Raw genomic sequence first — 17,966 nt, forward strand, 5'->3', positions numbered from 1 at the left:
GCTCGGAAAACCGAATCGGTTTTCCGAGCCATTTTTAGGCTCTTACGAGGGCTTATTCAGGCTTCGGTGCCTCCTCAGCATCGGTATCCTCGACCCAGCCGTAGGTGCGTTCAACGGCACGGTTCCACTGGTGGAACAGGCGATCGCGCTCTTCGGCCTCCATCTTCGGACGCCACTTCTTGTCAATCGTGATGTGGGCCTTGACCTCATCCAAGCTCGACCAGAAGCCAACGCCCAGACCTGCACCATATGCAGCGCCGAGAGCAGTGGTTTCAATGTTGTTCGGGCGCGTGACAGTGACATCTAGGATGTCGGACTGGAACTGCATGAGGAACTCGTTCATGGTCATGCCGCCATCAACGCTCAGCGTCGTGATGTCCGTGCCGGATTCTGCGACCATGGCATCGAGAACCTCACGGGTCTGGTACGCAGCAGCCTCCAGCACAGCGCGGGAGATGTGGTTGCGGTTAACGAAGCGAGTCAGGCCGACGATGACGCCACGGGCGTCCGGCTGCCAACGAGGAGCGAAGAGACCGGAGAATGCCGGCACGATGTACACGCCACCGTTGTCCTTGACACTCTTTGCTTTGTTCTCGATGGAAGCGGCATTTGGAATCATTTGCAGCTCGTCACGCAGCCACTGAACAAGTGCGCCGCCCATGGAGACCGAACCCTCGAGAGCGTAGACCGGCTTCTCGCCCTCGACCTGGTAGCAGACGGTGGAGATGAGGCCGTGCTCGGACCACTTCGGGTTCTCGCCGGTATTCATCAGCATGAACAGGCCAGTGCCGTAGGTGTTCTTGGTGTCGCCCTCGCCGAAGCAGCCCTGGCCGAACATGGCGGCCTGCTGGTCGCCGAGAATACCTGTAATGGGCAGGCCGGACAGCGCATCGCGGGCGCGAACGCGGCCGAAGTCGCCTACCGACGGGCGGATGTCCGGCAGCATCGACATCGGAATGCCAATCTCACGGCAAATGTCCTCATCCCACTCGAGGGTCTTGAGGTCCATCAGGAGAGTACGGGATGCGTTAGTGACGTCCGTTGCGTGAACTGCAGATTCGCCGTTGTCGCCCTCTGCGCCGCCGGTGAGATTCCACAGCAGCCAGGTGTCGATAGTGCCGAAGAGTAGGTCGCCAGCCTCAGCCTTTTCGCGAGCGCCCTCGACGTTGTCGAGAATCCAGCGTACCTTTGGTCCAGCCGGGTAGGAGTTGATACGCAGGCCCGTGGTCTCACGCCAGCGGTCCGCGCCTTCATCCCCCATGAGCTCCTTACAGATGGTGTTCGTGCGGGTGTCCTGCCAGACGATGGCGTTGTAGACCGGTTCACCAGTGTTCTTGTCCCAGACGACAGTGGTTTCGCGCTGGTTGGTGATACCGATTGCCTCAATGTCCTGGGAGGAGATGTCGCCATCAGCGAGAGCTTCACTGACTACGCGACGGGTGTTGGTCCAAATCTCCTGGGCATCGTGCTCGACCCAGCCCTCTTCCGGGAAGATCTGCTTGTGCTCCATCTGGGCGACAGTGACGATCTCTGCGTCATGGTTGAAGATGATGCAGCGGGTGGAAGTAGTTCCCTGGTCAATGGCGAGGACATATTTGCTGTGCATCATGGGGGATACTCCTAGCGAAATTGTGTGTAAATGTGAGTTTTCGGACTTGCGCTATTTTATTGTGCGTTTACTCTCATATTCCCGTTATCCGATGGCAAAGGCAAGAGCGCCTGCAGCCACGGCTGCCAGCATCGGTGCGACAATCGGAACCCATGCATATGCCCAGTTCGCATCGCCCTTGCCCTTGATCGGGAGCACGAAAGCGTAGGCCAAACGGGGGCCGAGGTCACGAACCGGGTTGATAGCGTATCCAGTCGGGGAACCAAGGGAAAGACCAATCGACACAATGATGAACGAGACACCGAAGTAGGTCAGCGGGCCAAGCTCGCCGCCGGCTGGGCCGAACAGGATGAATGCGAGCAGAACGAAGGTCGCGATGAACTCGGTGACGGCATTCCAAAAGTTATTTGGATGAACCGGCGCGGTGAAGAAGTTGCCACCAGTTTCGGCATTCGCATTGGTCGGATTGCCGTTGTCGTCAACGCCATTGGCATCGAACAGCTGCTTAAACGCGGCCCATGCCAGGATTGCACCTACGAATGCGCCCAACAGCTGACCTGCGGCATAGTAGGGGACCAGGCTCCAAGCCAGGCTGCCTTTGACTGCCAGGGCAACGGTTACCGCTGGGTTCAAGTGCCCGCCGGATACGTCAGCAATAGATGCGCCAGCGAAAACGGCCATACCCCAACCGAAGGCAATGCCCAACCAGCCTGCATTTGCAGCGCGGGTAGTCCGGAGGTTGATAGAGGCGCAGACTCCGTTACCGAGCAGAATCAGAATGGCGGTTCCGAAAAACTCCCAGAGGAATGCCTGGGATCCTGTGATTGTCTCCATGAGATGTAGAAAACTCTCTGTGAGTCGTGACCGGGCAAGGTCACGATGAATCTTGCAACGTAGAATTCTTTAGGTATAAGAAATGCCGGCGAGAAACTATTTTTCGCCGGCACTTTTATTTCGACCCCATCAGCCCTTTGAAGTGCGAAGCCGTTTTCCCGAGAAGGAAGCTATTTCGTTGTGGCTACAGCGCTGGTGGCCATTCAAGAGCTAACTCGTATGGCCACCTAGGGGAGGGTGGGAAATGAACTAGCGGTCGAGGCTGACGTCGACGTCCGCGCGAGTTTCCACTGCATGAGCAGCAATCTCGTTAGCGGCCTTGTCAGTCAGCTCACGTTCAGCTGCCAGGGTTGCTTCGACACGTTCGATGAAGACCTTAATCTCCTTCTCCATCGTATCCTTGTCCCAACCCAGAGCTGGGGCAACCAGTTCAGCGGTGGCCCGGGCGCTGTCGACACCGCGGTGTGCGTACTCCATGGAGACACGCAGGCGGCGCTCCAGGATGTCGTCGAGGTGCTTTGCGCCTTCGTGGGTCACTGCGTAGAGGACCTCAGCGCGCATGTACTGCTCAGCGGCCTCCAGTGGCTCGAGCAGGGACTTGTCCTCAGCTGCCGGAGCCAGAACCTCGTAGATAAGGGAGCCGTAGCGGTTGAGCAGGTGCTCGACCTGCTTCTCGGTGATACCGAACTGCTTGGCCAGCGCTGGCTTCTGGTTGTTCAGTGCGTGGTAGCCATCGGCACCGAGCAGCGGGACATCAGCGGTGACGGACTCTGGTACCTTGCGTGGAACATCCTGGACTGCAGCGTCAATGGTGTCGGCGCCGATGACGCGGTAGGTGGTGTACTTACCGCCTGCGACGGAGACCATGCCCGGAGCAACGTGGGCAACAGCGTGGTTACGGGAGAGGTTAGTGGTGGAGTCGGAGTCGCCTTCCACCAGTGGACGCAGACCCGAGTAGACACCGACGATGTCGTCGTAAGTAATCGGACGACGAACCTTGGCGTTGACGTGATCGAGGATGTAGTCGATGTCAGCGCGGGTAGCTGCCGGGTTTGCCAGGTTCATGGTCCAGTCGGTGTCGGTGGTACCGATAATCCAGTACTCACCCCACGGGATAACGAACAGGACGGACTTCTCAGTCACGAAGGTCATTGCCACCGAGCCCTCAAGAGCGGACTTCGGAATAACAATGTGGACACCCTTGGAGGTGTGGACGCGGAACTTGCCGGTGACGCCAGCCAGCTTCTCAATCTCATCGGACCAAATGCCGGTGGCGTTGACGAAAACGTTGCCGCGGATAGTGGTGGTCGCGCCAGTGTCAGTGTCAAGGAGCTTCGCGCCGACGATGCGCTCGCCTTCCTTCACGAAGTCGACAACCTGGGTGGAGGTGCGGACGTCAGCGCCGAAGTGAGCAGCGGTGCGCAGGACAGTCATGGTGTGACGGGCATCGTCAACCAGAGTGTCGTAGTAGCGAACGCCGCCGACCACGGCATCTTCCTTCAGGCCCGGAGCCTGCTTCAGGGTTCCCTTGCGGGAGTAGTGCTTCTGCATCGGAACCTGCTTGGCGCCACCCATGACGTCGTAAAGGAAGAAGCCCGATGCCATGAACGGACGCTCCCATACGCGGTGAGTCAGAGGGAAGACGAAGCGCAGTGGCTTAACCAGGTGCGGTGCCAGATGCGACATGGACAGTTCGCGCTCGCGCAGGGATTCAGCTACCAGGCGGAAGTCCAACATCTGCAGGTAGCGCAGACCGCCGTGGAACATCTTTGAGGAGCGGCTAGAGGTGCCGCCTGCGAAGTCACGAGTTTCAATGACCGCAGTCTTCAAACCACGGGTTGCGGCATCGAGCGCAGCGCCAGCGCCTACAGAACCGCCGCCGATAATGACGACGTCGTATTGCTCGGTACCGAATTTCTCCCAGGTCTTTTCATGCTGTTCCTTGTTCAGAACTGCAGATGGGGCGAGAGATGAAGAGGACGACATTTTCCAATCCTTCCCGGTGGGGGCGTTGATTTTTTCGTCGAAGAGAATTTCTCGGCTCACGGCTCAGGTTACCAAAACTCGGCTTACTTGTGAGCGCCAACCTACGGTTACGTAGATATAAATAATGGGGCAAAAAGTCACGAAAATCGCGCCAGTAATGTTGTCCGATTTTCCGCAGGTAGATGGCTATGTTAATAGAGGTTTTCCACTTTTAGACTGAAAGTCGGCTGGCAATGAAACCCCCATAATGGGGGTATCAAAGATGGCTGATGGGTGGGCAATGGGTGCACGGCGGGCGTGTGGCGTATATGAGAGGCGATGACTGGAACTGCGCTCGCATTTACACATGAATATGAGCCTGTAACGACATTTATTCATGGGTCTCAGATACCAGTACATATCGCCCCGCTAAGGGGTGCGAAAGATTGTAGAGTAAAGGCCATGTTCAAGGATCCTGTGTACTTAACGATTATCGGATTGGCGCGCACCGTCTTCTTTGCCCAAGGTTTGAAGTTCACCGTTAAGGGCTGGGAAAACGTGCCGAAAGACTCTGGCGCCGTTCTCGTTACTAACCACACCGGATACATGGACTTCACCTATGTCGGTCTTCCATTCCGCAAGCATCGTCGTTTTGTCCGTTTTATGGCGAAGAAGGAAGTTTTCGACCATTCGATTGCAGGCCCAATCATGCGTGCTTGTAAGCACATTCCGGTCGACCGCACCGACGGCTCCAAGTCTTTCGAAGAGGCCTGCGCAAAGCTGGAAAACGACGAGTTGGTAGGCATCTTCCCGGAGTCGACTATCTCGCGCAGCTTTGAAGTCAAGAATCTGAAGTCGGGTGCGGTGCGTATGGCGCAGCGCACCGGCAAGCCCATCATCCCAGTGCTGATTGTGGGATCCCAGCGCGTGTGGACGAAGGGGCACCCCAAGCATCTCGGTCGCAGTAATACTCCGATTCATATTACGGTTTTGCCGCCGTGGACCCCGGAGGGCGATCCGGCAGAGGCCACCGAAAAGCTACACGAAATCATGGATCAGGGTGTCCGTCAGCTCTGGGACGAGTACGCAGCTGAAGAAGGTCCGCTGCCGAAGGGCGCCTACTGGGTACCGGCTCGCCTTGGCGGCGGCGCACCGACTTTCGAAGAGGCCCAGGCAGAGGACCTGAAAGTCGAAGAAGAGCGTCAGCGTATCCGTCATTTGCGCGGTGACCTGGCCGCATTCAAGGAAAAGCTAGCCGAGTCGGCGCGTGAATTCGGCGATAGTGCGCGTGAGTTCGGCGATCAGACCAGGCAGCAGTTCCTCGATGCCTCGCACACGATGAGCGCGGAGTCTGCTCGTCGAAGGGAACAGACGACCGCGCTGTTGGCGCAGTTCCGTCAGTCTGTGGAACAGATGGCTGATGATGTCGTCGCCGGCGCCAAGGAGAGCAAGGAGTCCGTGCGTACTGCCACGGATTCGATGCGTGTGACGTTCCGCGAAGCGTACGTGCAGCTCGAGAAGGCCTCCGCCTCTGGTGTTGAACAGACGCAGCAGACCGTTTACCGTCTTATCGGCCAGTCGATGATGATTCGCGACAAGCTTCCACAGCGCTTGAACAGGCTCATCGCCGCTCAGCCGGAGACGTTTATCTTCGATTACCCCGCATCGCTTGCCGACGACGCGGGCACAATTAGCGAAGAAACTATCAAGGCCTTGCAGCAGCTCGGTGATGTCGGAGCCACAATCGTTGTTCTGCACGAGTCGGGAGATAAGCCGAATCTATCGGCTTTGGAATCGGTTGACCTGCAGGTCGTGGAACTTCCGGAGGGCGCCAGCAAGCTGGACGTCACAAATGCGGTGGTTAGCACGCTGCGCAAGCAGGCTCGCAAGGAAGAAACCGCGATTCTTTTCGCCGGTCGCTCGAACTTTGAGGAAGCTACACAGCGTGTCGGCATGCCGGTAGTTATGGCCGATGCGGACTGGGCCTTGCTGAAGAACGCGGACTGGGTAATTGACACTGTCGAGCATGGGGGAGTAGCCACAACGCTGCAGTTGTTGCACGACCGGTTTTGCGATGACGGTGAAGATGACAACAGTGAGGACGGCAAGTAGTTCGAAGTGACCGAGAGACTACATCCACTACTCGTAGCTTCGGATATTGACGGGACGTTCATCGACTCGCGGGAGCGGGTAACTCCCCGCCTGCGACAGGCCGTCACGCGAATGCTACGCCGCGGCACCCCGTTGGTGCTGGCCACGGGAAGGCCGGCCCGGTGGTTGCAGCCAGTGCTCGAGCAGCTGCCGGTTCAGCCGTTGTGCGTGTGCGCCAATGGCGCCGTGATTTACGACTCCGGCCGTGATGAAGTAGTTGCCGCCAACACACTGAAGCCAGAGACGCTGCGATACGTCGTTAAGCATGCGCGCGAAGCGACGCGATCCATCGGTGGAATCGGCATTGCGGCAGAGCGCGCTGGGACATCGGCGAATGACGCCATCGATGAGCTTTTTGTGGTGGCACCGTCCTATGATCATGCGTGGGAATCGGATGAGCACGGTGAGCTTGCTGAAGAGGCCGTGTTGTCAGAACCCGCGACGAAACTCTTACTGCGAAACTCAGATGTGAACAGTGCCCAGCTATATGAACTGGTCGCCCCCGCAATTGACGCGAGCCTGGCGCACGTGACCTACTCCATGCCGGACGGGCTTTTGGAGGTGTCCGCGCCGGGCGTGACTAAGCGCGCCGGGCTTGAATACGTATCTGAACTGGTCGGAGCGACCGCGAAAGATGTGGTCTGCTTCGGTGACATGCCGAACGATATCGAGATGCTGTCGTGGGCGGGCACGGGTGTGGCCATGGGCAATGCGGCTGACAACGTCAAGGAGATTGCAGACGAAATCACCGCCACCAATGATGATGACGGTGTTGCTCGTGTGCTGGAGCGCTGGTTCTAGCTAGCCTCGAGGGTTTCCTCGCGCCAGCTAGCTCACCCAGCGCTCGACAGCGTTTACTTCAGCTCGGTCTTGACTTCGCCGGTGGTGCGGTCGAAGGTGATTGAGCCGTTCTGGAACTCAGCGCGCTCGATGTTTCCATCGACCACCTGGGTCTTCGTCGGGGCACCCAGCTTGCCGACCTCGAAGCCCTGGCGGGCCCACTCATCAGCAATCTTGCCCCAGATAGCGTGCGCGCCGGTGGTGTCGGAGTCGGTGATTACGCCGTTGGAGAACTTCACGTAGCGCAGGGCATCGGCCTGGCCAGCATTGTTCGCTACGGTAGAACCGCTCTGGATGCCGGACATTGCGTAACCGAGAACGGAGCCCATTTCCTCGGAAACTTGGCGCCATTCGGCAGCCAGGTCGTTCTGCTCATTGATAGTGATGATCTTGTCAATCAGTACCGGCAGGTCAGCAATCGATGGGCCGTTTTCAATGGAGCGTCCAACGGCACCCAGAATCGCATCGGCGGTCTGTCCGAGCCCCGGTGCGCCGAGCATGCCCAGCGCCGAGGCCAGCATCGAACGTGCACCCGAGACTGTCTCCAGAGCCTGTGCCTTCTGCTGCTCGTCGGATGCGCTCGGCGAGGAGGAGTTGCTCTGCTCGCTTGCCGACGGTGCGGAGGAGTCAGCCGTAGCAGTGCCACTGGTGTTCGTGGCGTCGGTTGGCTCCGAGGTATTCGAAGTACCCGAGGTGGTCGAGTCGGAGCTCGACGTTGTCGACGAAGTGGTGCTCGATGCGCTCGAGGACTTCTCGGAGGACGAGGTCGTGGACGTACCCGTGGATGCCGAGGTGGTCGAAGTGGTCGAGGTCGACGTGCTCGACTCGGTCGATTCGGTCGACTGCGAATCTGCGTCTTCGGCGGTCTTATCGCCCTTTTCATCCTGCGGAACGAGGAGGTCAATCAAGCCATCTGGACCCTCATTGTCAATCTTTCCGCTGGTCAGGCTGTTGTACTTCTTCTCGGCAATCGAGCGGATTTTGCCCAACTGGGCGTAGCCAGCATCACCTGGGCAGGTGGTGTTACCAACATCGCGGTGCGCGAAGACGGTCGGCAGAGTGACCTGCTTGCCGTAACCATACTTGGAGTAGCTGGTGCCACCCGAAGTCATCTGAATCTGGCCGGCCGGCTTGACGCCGGCGACCTTCAGACGCCAACCAATCATGTTGCCCACCGAGTTCAGTGCAGCCTCACTGGGAGCAACCGAAGTGTAGTTACCCATCATGGAGATGCCGAAAGTACCGGTGTTGAAGCCACCTGCGTGAGCGCCCTGGACATTCTTATCCAGGCCACCGTAGCGGCCCTCGAAGATGTTGCCGTACTTGTCGACCAGGGCGTTGTATCCGATGTCGCACCAGCCCAGAGTCTGTGCGTGGTACTGGTAAATACCGCGGACGATACCAGCGGACTGGCTCTCGGTGTAGTTGTTTGAGCCAGCGGTGTGGTGCACGGTGGCACCGACAAGCTTGCTGTCGTAGTCCGCGCCCTTACAGCGGTTATTCTCGTTGGCACCCCAGCCGGCACGGGTAATGACCTTCGGCATGCCCGTGACATTCTTGGCGTCCACAATTGGGTCGATGCCGGATGCGGCAGCCTGGCCGTCAATAAGCACTGCGTCGACCTGGTCGATTGGCAGTTCATCGGCGACTGGCTCGATATCCGTCCACTTCACTGGGAGGTTCGGCGAGTCCAGACCTGCAGCGTCGTTAGCGCTCGGAGCGGTCGGGTCATCGAGTGCGTCCTCAGGAGCTGCATCCGGAGTCTGCTGGTAGTCGGAAGCGGTATCGGCGACATCCTTGGCCGCATCCGTAGCGGAATCCTTTGCATCCTCCACGGCCTTCTTGGCGCCCTCGGCATTAATCTCGTCGAGGTTGAGCTTGGACAAATCCAGCTTCTCAGCGCCCTTGATGTCCTTCAGATCCACGCCGGAACCCGGACCGAAGATGTTAAGTCCGTGGGTGGAAACCTGAACGCGCTTGGTTGGCTCGATGTAGATGAGCTCCGTTCCGTTCAGGCCGTTGCCATTGCCTTCAGCGGGGTAGTCCGGGTCAACGCTGAACCAGTCGGACCAGGAGCCGTCTGCTCGCTCGGCGCGGACGAAGCTGGCGATATCAGGGTCACCGGCCCACGTCAGCGCAAACTGGGAAAACTCAGTATCGGAGGTAATTTCCTTGACGACACCGCGGTTGGGATGAGCTTCGTCGGCAAGCGACTGCGTTGCGATTGCTGCATCTTCGACGAGAACGGAGACGCTGTCTGCAAGCGACTTGCTCTGGACAACCGGGTCGATGGGGCCGGCGCCGTTTTCCTCAATGAGGTCATAAGCGGCACCTGCGCCGACAACGGCAACGGGTGTCAGGGCAAGGGTCGCCACGGCAGCGAGTACCAAGGATTGCTTGGCACCTGCGCGGCGATTGATGCGGCGGCGACTAAACACGGTAATAACTCCTGGGTGATTGCGAAAATCTGGTGTTACACCACAAATGTGATGTGGTTATGCCTGGATTAGATAAGCGGGGGGTTAGTTCTGAGGTGCGAACCAGGTCTGCGTAGCTTCGGCAGGGTTGGTTGGCAGGGATTCAGTTAGAAACTCACCAACAACCTCGCCTGGCGTGGGCGTTTCCACGTTTCCGAGGGAACCGCCGTTGTCGCCCGACTCGCCGGTGCCCGGAATCGGCGGAATGCTGGCGGCCTCTCCGTCCTGGTTGTTCGGATCCGTCGAGCGGCCGGCGATATCCGCTCCACCGGCACCATCAAACTTGGCTTTGGCTGCAGCGCGGATGGCATCCATCTGCTGGTAGCCGAAGGTGCCCGGGCAGGAGGTGTAGCCGGTGTCGCGGTGACCGAAGATGGCCGGGAGGTTCACGGTCTGGCCGGAGCTGTAGCGTGCCTTCGAGTAGCCGGCGCTGGTCAGTGCGGCGGTGGACATCGGATCGACGCCACCGACCTTCATGCGCCAGCCGACCATCTCGCCGAGTGCGGTGACGGCCGCATCCGGAATCTCCAGCTGGTCGTGGTTGCCCATCACCGAGATACCGAAGGTGCCGTTGTTGAAGCCACCTGCGTGTGCGCCCTCGATGTTCTTGTCCAGGCCGCCGTAGCGCCCCTCGTAGATGTTGCCGTACTTATCGACCAACGCGTTGTAGCCAACATCGCCCCAGCCCAGCGTCTTTGCGTGGTAGGCGTAAATGCCTCGGACAATGGCTGGTCCCTGCGACTCTGAGTAGTTATTGGAACCCGCGGTGTGGTGGATGCACGCGCCCTTGAAAGTGCTGTAGGAGCTCGAACCGCTGCGGATGGACTCATCTGCGCCCCACGCTGCACGGCTGATTACATTTGGCGCACCGGCAATCGACGACTCGTACGCAACTGGCTGAATAACCTCGCCGACCTGCTCTACGCCGTCGATGAAAACTGCCTGGACAGCGTTGAGGGACAACGCGGCCGTAGCACTGACGAGGTCCTGCAGGGAACCGCCGATGGTTGCGGGGTCAAGATTGTCGATACCAATGATGTTGCGTGGATCTAGGCCCTCGAGGAGGTTCAGTCCGACAGTCGACACCTGCACGCGCCTGGTGGGCTCAACGAACAGCAGCTCGGTGCCGGACTGTCCGGAGTTATTCATCGGACCGTGTGAATCAGCGTGGAACCACGGGCCAAAGCTGCCGTCTTCACGCTCGGCGCGAACGTACAGCTGCAGATTGTCATCGCCCGGCCAGGTCAGGGCGAACTGGGAGAACGGTTCGTCGCGGGTGATGTCCTTCACGAATCCGCGAAGCGGGTGCAGGGCATCGGTAATGGCATGCGTGCCGACGGCTGCGTCGTCAATCATCATCGTGACAGCGTCAACCAGCGGCGATGTCGAAATCTTGGCCGCGATGGGGCCGGCGCCTGGGCTTTCAACCAGGGTAGGGGCCTGGCGAATACCCCATGTTGCTAGCGGAGCTGCGGCAGTAGTTGCTGCCAGTCCATAGAGGAAGGTGCGACGGCCCATCGACGGGGCATTGATGCGACGGCGAGTTGGCACGGTAAAAGCTCCAAAAAAATGGGGTACAGGGTTATCGACCCGAGGCCTACCCCGGGGTCGAAGGGAAGGAAAGTTGCAAAGCAACAGAAAATTCTGAGGAGGATGTTACCAGTGTGACTAAAAAAATCTAGTGAGACATCTGTGTTTCTCCGTTAATTTTGGGAAAATTATCAAATAATGTGACCAAATGAACGTTGGGTTGGGCTCACGTGGACGTCGTAAAGCCCGCGTGTACACCCGCAAACCGGATGGAAATGCAATAGGTTTTAAGGCGTGAGTAGCGAAAAGAACATCACTGCCAATGAATTTGCTCCGAAGTCCCTACAGGACATCAAGGACAACACCTACGACCTCATCGTGGTCGGCTCGGGTTTCTTCGGTTTGACCGTTGCTGAGCGGACCGCCAATGAGCTGGGCAAGCGCGTGCTCGTTGTCGAGCGCCGCAACCACATCGGCGGCAACGCCTACTCGGAGGCAGAGCCGGAGACTGGCATCGAGGTGCACAAGTACGGTGCGCACCTGTTCCATACCTCTAATAAGAGGGTGTGGGACTACGTCAACCAGTTCACCGACTTCACCGACTACCAGCACCGGGTGTTCGCTATGTACAAGGGCACCGCGTACCAGTTCCCGATGGGGCTGGGGCTGATCAACCAGTTCTTCGGCAAGTACTACAGCCCGGACGAGGCTCGCCAGCTGATTAAGGATCAGACCGATGGTCTGGATCCGCGGGATGCGAAGAACCTTGAGGAAAAGGCCATCTCCCTGATTGGCCGCCCGCTGTACGAGGCCTTTGTCAAGCACTACACTGCCAAACAGTGGCAGACGGATCCGAAGAACCTGCCGGCCGGAAACATCACCCGCCTGCCCGTTCGCTACACCTTTAATAACCGCTACTTCAACGACACCTACGAAGGTCTGCCTGTCGACGGCTACACCGCCTGGCTGGAAAACATGGTGACCTCCGACAAGATTGACGTCGTTGTCGACGCTGACTGGTTCGAGGTGCGCGACGAGCTGCGCGCTGTCTCCCCGGATGCTCCGGTCGTCTACACCGGCCCGCTGGACCACTACTTCGATTACGCAGAGGGCAAGCTGGGTTGGCGCACCCTGGACTTTGAGATGGAGGTTGTCAACACCGGCGACTTCCAGGGCACCCCAGTGATGAACTACAACGACGCAGATGTGCCGTACACCCGTATCCACGAGTTCCGCCACTTCCACCCGGAGCGCGATTACGTCAAGGACAAGACGGTAATTGTTAAGGAATACTCCCGCTTCGCCGATGATGGCGACGAGGTCTACTACCCGATCAACACCCCGGAAGATCGCGAGATGCTGGAGGCTTACCGCAAGCTCGCCGCAGCAGAAGCGCAGGAGAACAAGGTCCTCTTCGGTGGTCGCCTGGGTACCTACCAGTACCTGGACATGCACATGGCAATCGGTTCCGCACTGTCGATGTTTGGCAACAAGATTGCGCCGTTCTTCAACGACGGCGAAGCAATCCAGCAGGAGCGCGGGCACTAGTTTGCCGCTTGCGGCTCCCGCGCTAGTATTGCGCGAGTGTCGCGCGAAGAAAACCAAACCGAAGTTCCCCAGCAGGGGCCATTGCTACAGCGTGTGAACAAGTTTCTCACCCTGCCAGTGGCTCCCGTAATTCTGGTTCTCATCGGTTCTCTCGGCACCCAGGCCGCGGCCGTGCTGGTCACTGGCATGCTTTCCACGGTCGGCGCGCCGGGCATATCGGGCTTGCGCATGACTGCCGCCGCCATCATCATGGTGGTCCTGTTCCGGCCAAAGCTGTCCGGGATGACCCGCGCTCGCGCCATCAACATCGTGGTCTACGGCATCGCTATGGGCATGATGAGCATGATGATTTACGCCGCCATCGCCCGCCTCCCGCAGGGCGTCGCCGTCACCATCGACTTCCTCGGCCCCTGCGTCGTGTCTTTCCTGGGGCTGAAAATGTGGCGCTCCCGCCTGTGGGCCATCGTCGCTTTCATCGGCGTTGCCCTGATCGCCCAGCCCTCCAATGACCTTGACATTATCGGCATTGGTTACGCCGCAATCGGCGCAATCTTCTTCGGAGCTTACACGCTCTTCTCCGCCCGAATGGGCAGCACCGAGGGCGGCGGCATGCCCGACCTGGCGCTGTCAGTGGTCGTCGCAGCAATCGTGCTCGCGCCATTTTCTGTTTCCGCTGCACCGCTTGTCGACGGTTCGATGTGGGCCACCATCGTTATTTCCGGGTTTATTGGCGCTGTTATTCCCTACGTGATGGACACCATCGCTGCGGGGATTGTCTCAGCGGCGGTCGTCGGCACGCTCTTTGCACTGGACCCGGTCATCGGTGCAATCCTGGGCTGGGCGTTTTCCGGTGACCGAGTGACCTGGTCTATGGCGCTGGGCATCGTGCTGATCGCGGCGGCTGGCGCGATTATTACCTGGCGCGGGGCGCGGGAGTCGCGCGAGCTGCGGGGGCTTGCGCAGTAAAAATGCGGATACCAGAACCCGCCGAAAAGTGGGGTCTCGACGTGTTCTGCTGGAAAACGACAGTGAATGCGGGTAAGTTTGTCGAAGACTTACTGTTTCTTAAGGTAATTCCCTGAAGAGGAAACACGCCTGATAGCTCCCACCGGCCGTGGGGAATCGCACATTGTGAGGAGAATGCACACGTGAAAATCACCTCTACTTTCCGTGGTTGGCGCCGAAAGGTTGCAGCCGTTGCGTCCGCAGTAGCTGTGGCTGCGTCTGCATTGACCATGGCGCCGGCAGCGAGCGCGGCGGGTGACCGAGGCTCGCTGCGCCCGGGTTGTGAGTGGGATTCGTACCGGTACTTCACCCAGAAGTGCCAGGTTTATTCGCCGGCCATGGATCGTAATATTCCGGTTCAGATTGTGGCCTCGGCCAATGGCGGTAACAAGGCTCTCTACCTGCTAGATGGCCTGCGTAGCCCGGCTGATGCCTCAGACTGGGTGGAGCACGGTAACGCCCCACGTACTTTTGAGGGATCCAACGTCAACCTGGTTATTCCAGGTGGCGGGGGCGGTAGCTTCTACACCGACTGGAAGCGTCCGTCGGTTAGTGTGCACGGTCCGTTTGTAAACATGTGGGAGACCTTCTTAACTCAGGAACTGCCGGTTTACCTTGAGCGTGAGTTCGGCATTTCTCGCACTGGCAACTCCATTGCAGGTCTGTCCATGGGTGCATCTGCTGCACTGTCGCTGGCATACAACCACCGAGACCAGTTCGGTCAGGCTCTTGCCTTCTCCGGTTACCTGCACACCACTGCCCCGGGTATGACCACTGCAATTGAGGCTGCTCAGCTGTCGGCTGGCTACAGCTCCTTCGACATGTGGGGTGCGCCTATGTCAGCGGAGCGTGTCCGCAATGATCCGTACCTGAACGTCGAGAAGATGAAGGGGCTGGATCTGGTTATTACCTCGGCAAATGGTGTTCCGGATGAGGTTCGCGACCCGAAGAACCTCTACCGGGTCGTCCCGAAGGCCGGTGGCGTTGCGCTGGAGTCGCTGTCCCGCTTGTCCACCCGCGAGTTTGAGTTGCGTGCTCGTACCTCCGGTCTGGATGCCACGTTTGAATACGAGCAGACCGGTATCCACGATTGGCCGACCTGGGATCGTAACCTCCAGAACTCCAAGGCCCGCATCGAAGGTTTCCTCGGAGCTTAAAACTACAAACTGAACGAAAAAGCCCCTATGCGCAGCAGATAGTCCGCAGCGCGTAGGGGCTTTCACATTCTGGGCTGTCGCTAGCGTGGCAACAAGAGGCAATCCGCCACGGGCACTAGGATGCTATGAGATAGAAACGTCGGTAACTTATCGGCGGCAACACCCCCGGTAGACCTTTCGGAAAGTGGTTGATACGTCTCATGGCATCACAGCCTGAACAAAAGCGGACACATACCCCGACAACGTCGTCAAGCCTTGCCGTTGAACGCCTGCAGCGGATTTTGCTGCCAAAGTTGGGTGAGCCCCGTGATGTCCGCTCGCTCTACTTGGTTGAGCCGGAGACGAATGTCGGTCGTGTGCAAGCACATTCCCGCACGTCAGCCACCATTCCGGCGGGTGATGAAGTTAGTTTTGAAACCTACTTCAATGCTTTTCCGGCCAGCTACTGGCGCCGGTGGACGAATCTGGACAATGTTGTCCTGCGCCTGGAGCTGTCCGGTACCGCGCGCGTGGACATCTACCGTTCGAAGATTGACGGTGCGCGCATCGCCGTGACCGGCGAAGTTGTCGGTGACCTGGGTGCGGCGGCTGAAGGCGCGGAAGCCAAGGTCGACGGCAAGGATGTGCACGTCTGCGAAATCCCAGTACCGCTGACGCAATTTGAAGACGGCGGCTGGATTTGGTTCGACCTCACCTGTGAGACGGACGTGGTAATCCACTCCGCAGGTTGGTATTCCGATATCGAGGCACCGCGCCAGACGTACCCGGACGGCACGGAGCATCCGGCGCCGGAGGGGCGCGTCACTATCGGTATCCCGACGTTCAATCGTCCGACCGACGCAGTCGCTGCTCTTGAGGCGTTGTCCTCGGATCCCGAAGTCGATGCCATCATCGATGCTATTTTGATGCCTGATCAGGGCACTAAGCACCCGGCAGACGAGCCGGGCTTCGATGCTGTCGCCGAGCACTTTGGTGACCGCCTGCGTATTTTCCCGCAGGGAAATCTCGGTGGTTCTGGCGGGTACTCCCGCATTATGTATGAGGCCCTGGGTGGTCCGGATTCGGATTCGAAGCGTGCGACCGATAGCCCGTTCATTCTCTACATGGATGACGACATCGCCATCGAACCGGATTCCATTCTGCGTGCGGTCGCTGTCGGCCGGTTCGCGAAGTCCCCGATGCTGGTCGGCGGTCAGATGCTGAACTTGCAGGAGCGCAGCCACTTGCACTCGATGGGTGAAGTCATCGGCCGCCATGACTTCATGTGGACTTCCGCTCCGCACGTCCACTATGACCACGACTTTTATGCACACCCGCTGCGCGATCGCGGGGAGCATGGCACCAACGCAACCGGTGAGGTCGTCGATTCGAAGGACCTTCACCGCCGCATCGATGTTGAGTTCAACGGCTGGTGGATGTGTCTGATTCCGCGCGTCGCTGCTGAGGCGATCGGTCAGCCGCTGCCACTGTTTATTAAGTGGGATGATGCCGAATACGGTTTGCGAGCAGGCAAGGCAGGCTTTCCGACGGCCACGTGGCCGGGCGTCGCAATTTGGCATATGGCCTGGTCGGACAAGGACGACGCCATTGACTGGCAGGCGTACTTCCACCTGCGCAACCGCTTGATTGTCGCGGCTCTTCAGTACGAGGGCGATGCTGCCGGTATCGTGCGTTCCATGCGCAAGGCCACTTTCAAGCACCTCCTGTGCCTGGAGTACTCCACTGTTGCCATCCAGAACGAAGCCATGAAGGACTTCCTGGCAGGCCCCGAGCGTCTATTCGACATTCTCGAGTCCTCGCTGCCGCGCATCAATGCCCTGCGCAAGAGCTTCCCCGACGCGGTTGTGTTGCCGAGCGCAGGCGATCTGCCAAAGCCCTCCGGTATTCCGGGGGTTCCGACAAAGGATGTCGGTGGTCGTCTGGGCAAGCTGAAGAAGGTCGGTTGGCTGGCCAAGGGTTTGCTTCACAGCGTGCGCCCGGAAAACTCCGAGCACCATGCGGTGCCGCAGGCAAACCTGGCGCCGCTGGAGGCGCGTTGGTTTTCCCTGTCGCGTCTGGATGGCGCAACGGTCACCACCGCTGACGGCCGTGGCGTGGTGTATCGCCAACGTGACCGCGACAAGGCCAAGGCTCTGCTGGAAGAATCCTGGGAGCTGCAAAAGCAGGTTGAGGAGCGGTTCGAGCAAATGCAGGCACGCTACCGCGCAGCCTATGACGATTTGACCAGTAGGAAGGCCTGGGCGAATGTCTTCGAAAATTAAAGGCGATCCGTTCGGCGAGTCCGACGTTCTCGTTAATATTCAGCACACGCTTAACGACGTTCCGGGTGTGCTGCCCACCGCGCGTGCCATGAGCTATTTCGGTGAGCACGCCCTTGGGTGGATGGGGCTCGCTGCCCTCGGGGCGGCGGTGGATAAGGAGCGACGCATTAGCTGGGCAAAGGTCGGTGTGGCCGCCTTTACCTCGCATGCGGCATCGGTGGTGCTTAAGCGCATTGTTCGTCGCCCGCGTCCCCATGACCGTCGTATAGCAATCGGCGTTGGTACGCCAAGCAAGCTGAGTTTCCCGTCCTCGCACGCGACGTCGACGACGGCGGCGCTGGTGGGGATTGCAAAGTTGGGTTACCCGGCAGCACCGGCCGTGGGCGTGCCGGCGATTATGCTCTCCCGCCTGGTGCTGGGAGTTCATTACCCAACCGATGTCGCTCTCGGAGCAGCGCTGGGTACAGCCACTGCTCTTGCGGTGGACAAGATAGGTGATAAGGTCATCGAGCCGAAAAAGGCGCAGCATAACCAGGGTGGACAGCCCTCCATTGCGGAAAGGAATGCACAGTGACACAGGCGGAGAACG

At 59.0% G+C, this 17,966-nt stretch carries 12 protein-coding genes; 7 read left to right on the forward strand and 5 right to left on the reverse strand.

Annotated features, from left to right (window positions below):
* Positions 1–52 precede the first annotated feature (52 nt).
* From glpK to HMPREF2547_RS06665, 3 genes are all read right to left on the reverse strand, one after another.
* Positions 53–1,609: a glycerol kinase GlpK gene (gene glpK / locus HMPREF2547_RS06655; protein WP_070437295.1), complete on the reverse strand. Its 1,557-nt coding sequence runs from the start codon at positions 1,607–1,609 to the stop codon at positions 53–55.
* An 84-nt stretch (positions 1,610–1,693) separates the two neighbouring features.
* Positions 1,694–2,443 carry an MIP/aquaporin family protein gene (locus HMPREF2547_RS06660; RefSeq protein ID WP_180950648.1) on the reverse strand — a complete coding sequence of 250 codons (750 nt, stop codon included), beginning with the start codon at positions 2,441–2,443 and terminating at the stop codon, positions 1,694–1,696.
* A 249-nt stretch (positions 2,444–2,692) separates the two neighbouring features.
* Positions 2,693–4,429, reverse strand: coding sequence for a glycerol-3-phosphate dehydrogenase/oxidase (locus tag HMPREF2547_RS06665; protein ID WP_070605226.1), 1,737 nt, complete (start codon positions 4,427–4,429; stop codon positions 2,693–2,695).
* Between the two features lie 441 nt (positions 4,430–4,870).
* Here HMPREF2547_RS06665 and HMPREF2547_RS06670 point away from each other — a divergent pair, with 441 nt between their 5' ends.
* Positions 4,871–6,520 (forward strand): lysophospholipid acyltransferase family protein, encoded by a 1,650-nt coding sequence (locus tag HMPREF2547_RS06670; RefSeq protein WP_070546507.1) that lies wholly within the window; start codon positions 4,871–4,873, stop codon positions 6,518–6,520.
* A 6-nt stretch (positions 6,521–6,526) separates the two neighbouring features.
* Positions 6,527–7,360, forward strand: coding sequence for a Cof-type HAD-IIB family hydrolase (locus tag HMPREF2547_RS06675; protein ID WP_070437289.1), 834 nt, complete (start codon positions 6,527–6,529; stop codon positions 7,358–7,360).
* Positions 7,361–7,413: 53 nt separating this feature from the next.
* Here HMPREF2547_RS06675 and HMPREF2547_RS06680 read toward each other — a convergent pair whose 3' ends face one another.
* Both HMPREF2547_RS06680 and HMPREF2547_RS06685 read right to left on the reverse strand, forming a co-directional pair.
* Entirely contained in the window at positions 7,414–9,837 is a 2,424-nt protein-coding gene (locus HMPREF2547_RS06680; protein ID WP_070605229.1) for an N-acetylmuramoyl-L-alanine amidase, read from the reverse strand.
* Between the two features lie 84 nt (positions 9,838–9,921).
* Complete coding sequence (locus tag HMPREF2547_RS06685; RefSeq protein WP_070605232.1) at positions 9,922–11,427, reverse strand: N-acetylmuramoyl-L-alanine amidase; 1,506 nt, start codon at positions 11,425–11,427, stop codon at positions 9,922–9,924.
* A 330-nt stretch (positions 11,428–11,757) separates the two neighbouring features.
* Here HMPREF2547_RS06685 and glf point away from each other — a divergent pair, with 330 nt between their 5' ends.
* The 5 genes from glf (at position 11,758) to HMPREF2547_RS06710 (ending at position 17,951) form a co-directional block, all read left to right on the forward strand.
* Positions 11,758–12,954 carry a UDP-galactopyranose mutase gene (glf, locus tag HMPREF2547_RS06690; protein ID WP_070605362.1) on the forward strand — a complete coding sequence of 399 codons (1,197 nt, stop codon included), beginning with the start codon at positions 11,758–11,760 and terminating at the stop codon, positions 12,952–12,954.
* Between the two features lie 36 nt (positions 12,955–12,990).
* The gene (locus HMPREF2547_RS06695) at positions 12,991–13,920 is read left to right on the forward strand and encodes an EamA family transporter (RefSeq protein ID WP_246819642.1); all 930 of its coding nucleotides are present in this window, start codon (positions 12,991–12,993) and stop codon (positions 13,918–13,920) included.
* Between the two features lie 182 nt (positions 13,921–14,102).
* Positions 14,103–15,116, forward strand: coding sequence for an alpha/beta hydrolase (locus tag HMPREF2547_RS06700; protein ID WP_070605235.1), 1,014 nt, complete (start codon positions 14,103–14,105; stop codon positions 15,114–15,116).
* 200 nt (positions 15,117–15,316) lie between these two features.
* Positions 15,317–17,377, forward strand: a complete 2,061-nt coding sequence (locus HMPREF2547_RS06705; RefSeq protein WP_070605238.1) for a glycosyltransferase — start codon at positions 15,317–15,319, stop codon at positions 17,375–17,377.
* A complete protein-coding gene (locus tag HMPREF2547_RS06710; protein WP_049190962.1) occupies positions 17,361–17,951 on the forward strand; it encodes a phosphatase PAP2 family protein in 591 nt (196 codons plus the stop codon). The genes HMPREF2547_RS06705 and HMPREF2547_RS06710 overlap by 17 nt, the downstream gene beginning before the upstream one ends.
* Positions 17,952–17,966 lie beyond the last annotated feature (15 nt).

Source organism: Corynebacterium sp. HMSC055G02, from assembly GCF_001809065.1.
Taxonomy (GTDB): Bacteria; Actinomycetota; Actinomycetes; order Mycobacteriales; family Mycobacteriaceae; genus Corynebacterium; species Corynebacterium jeikeium_D.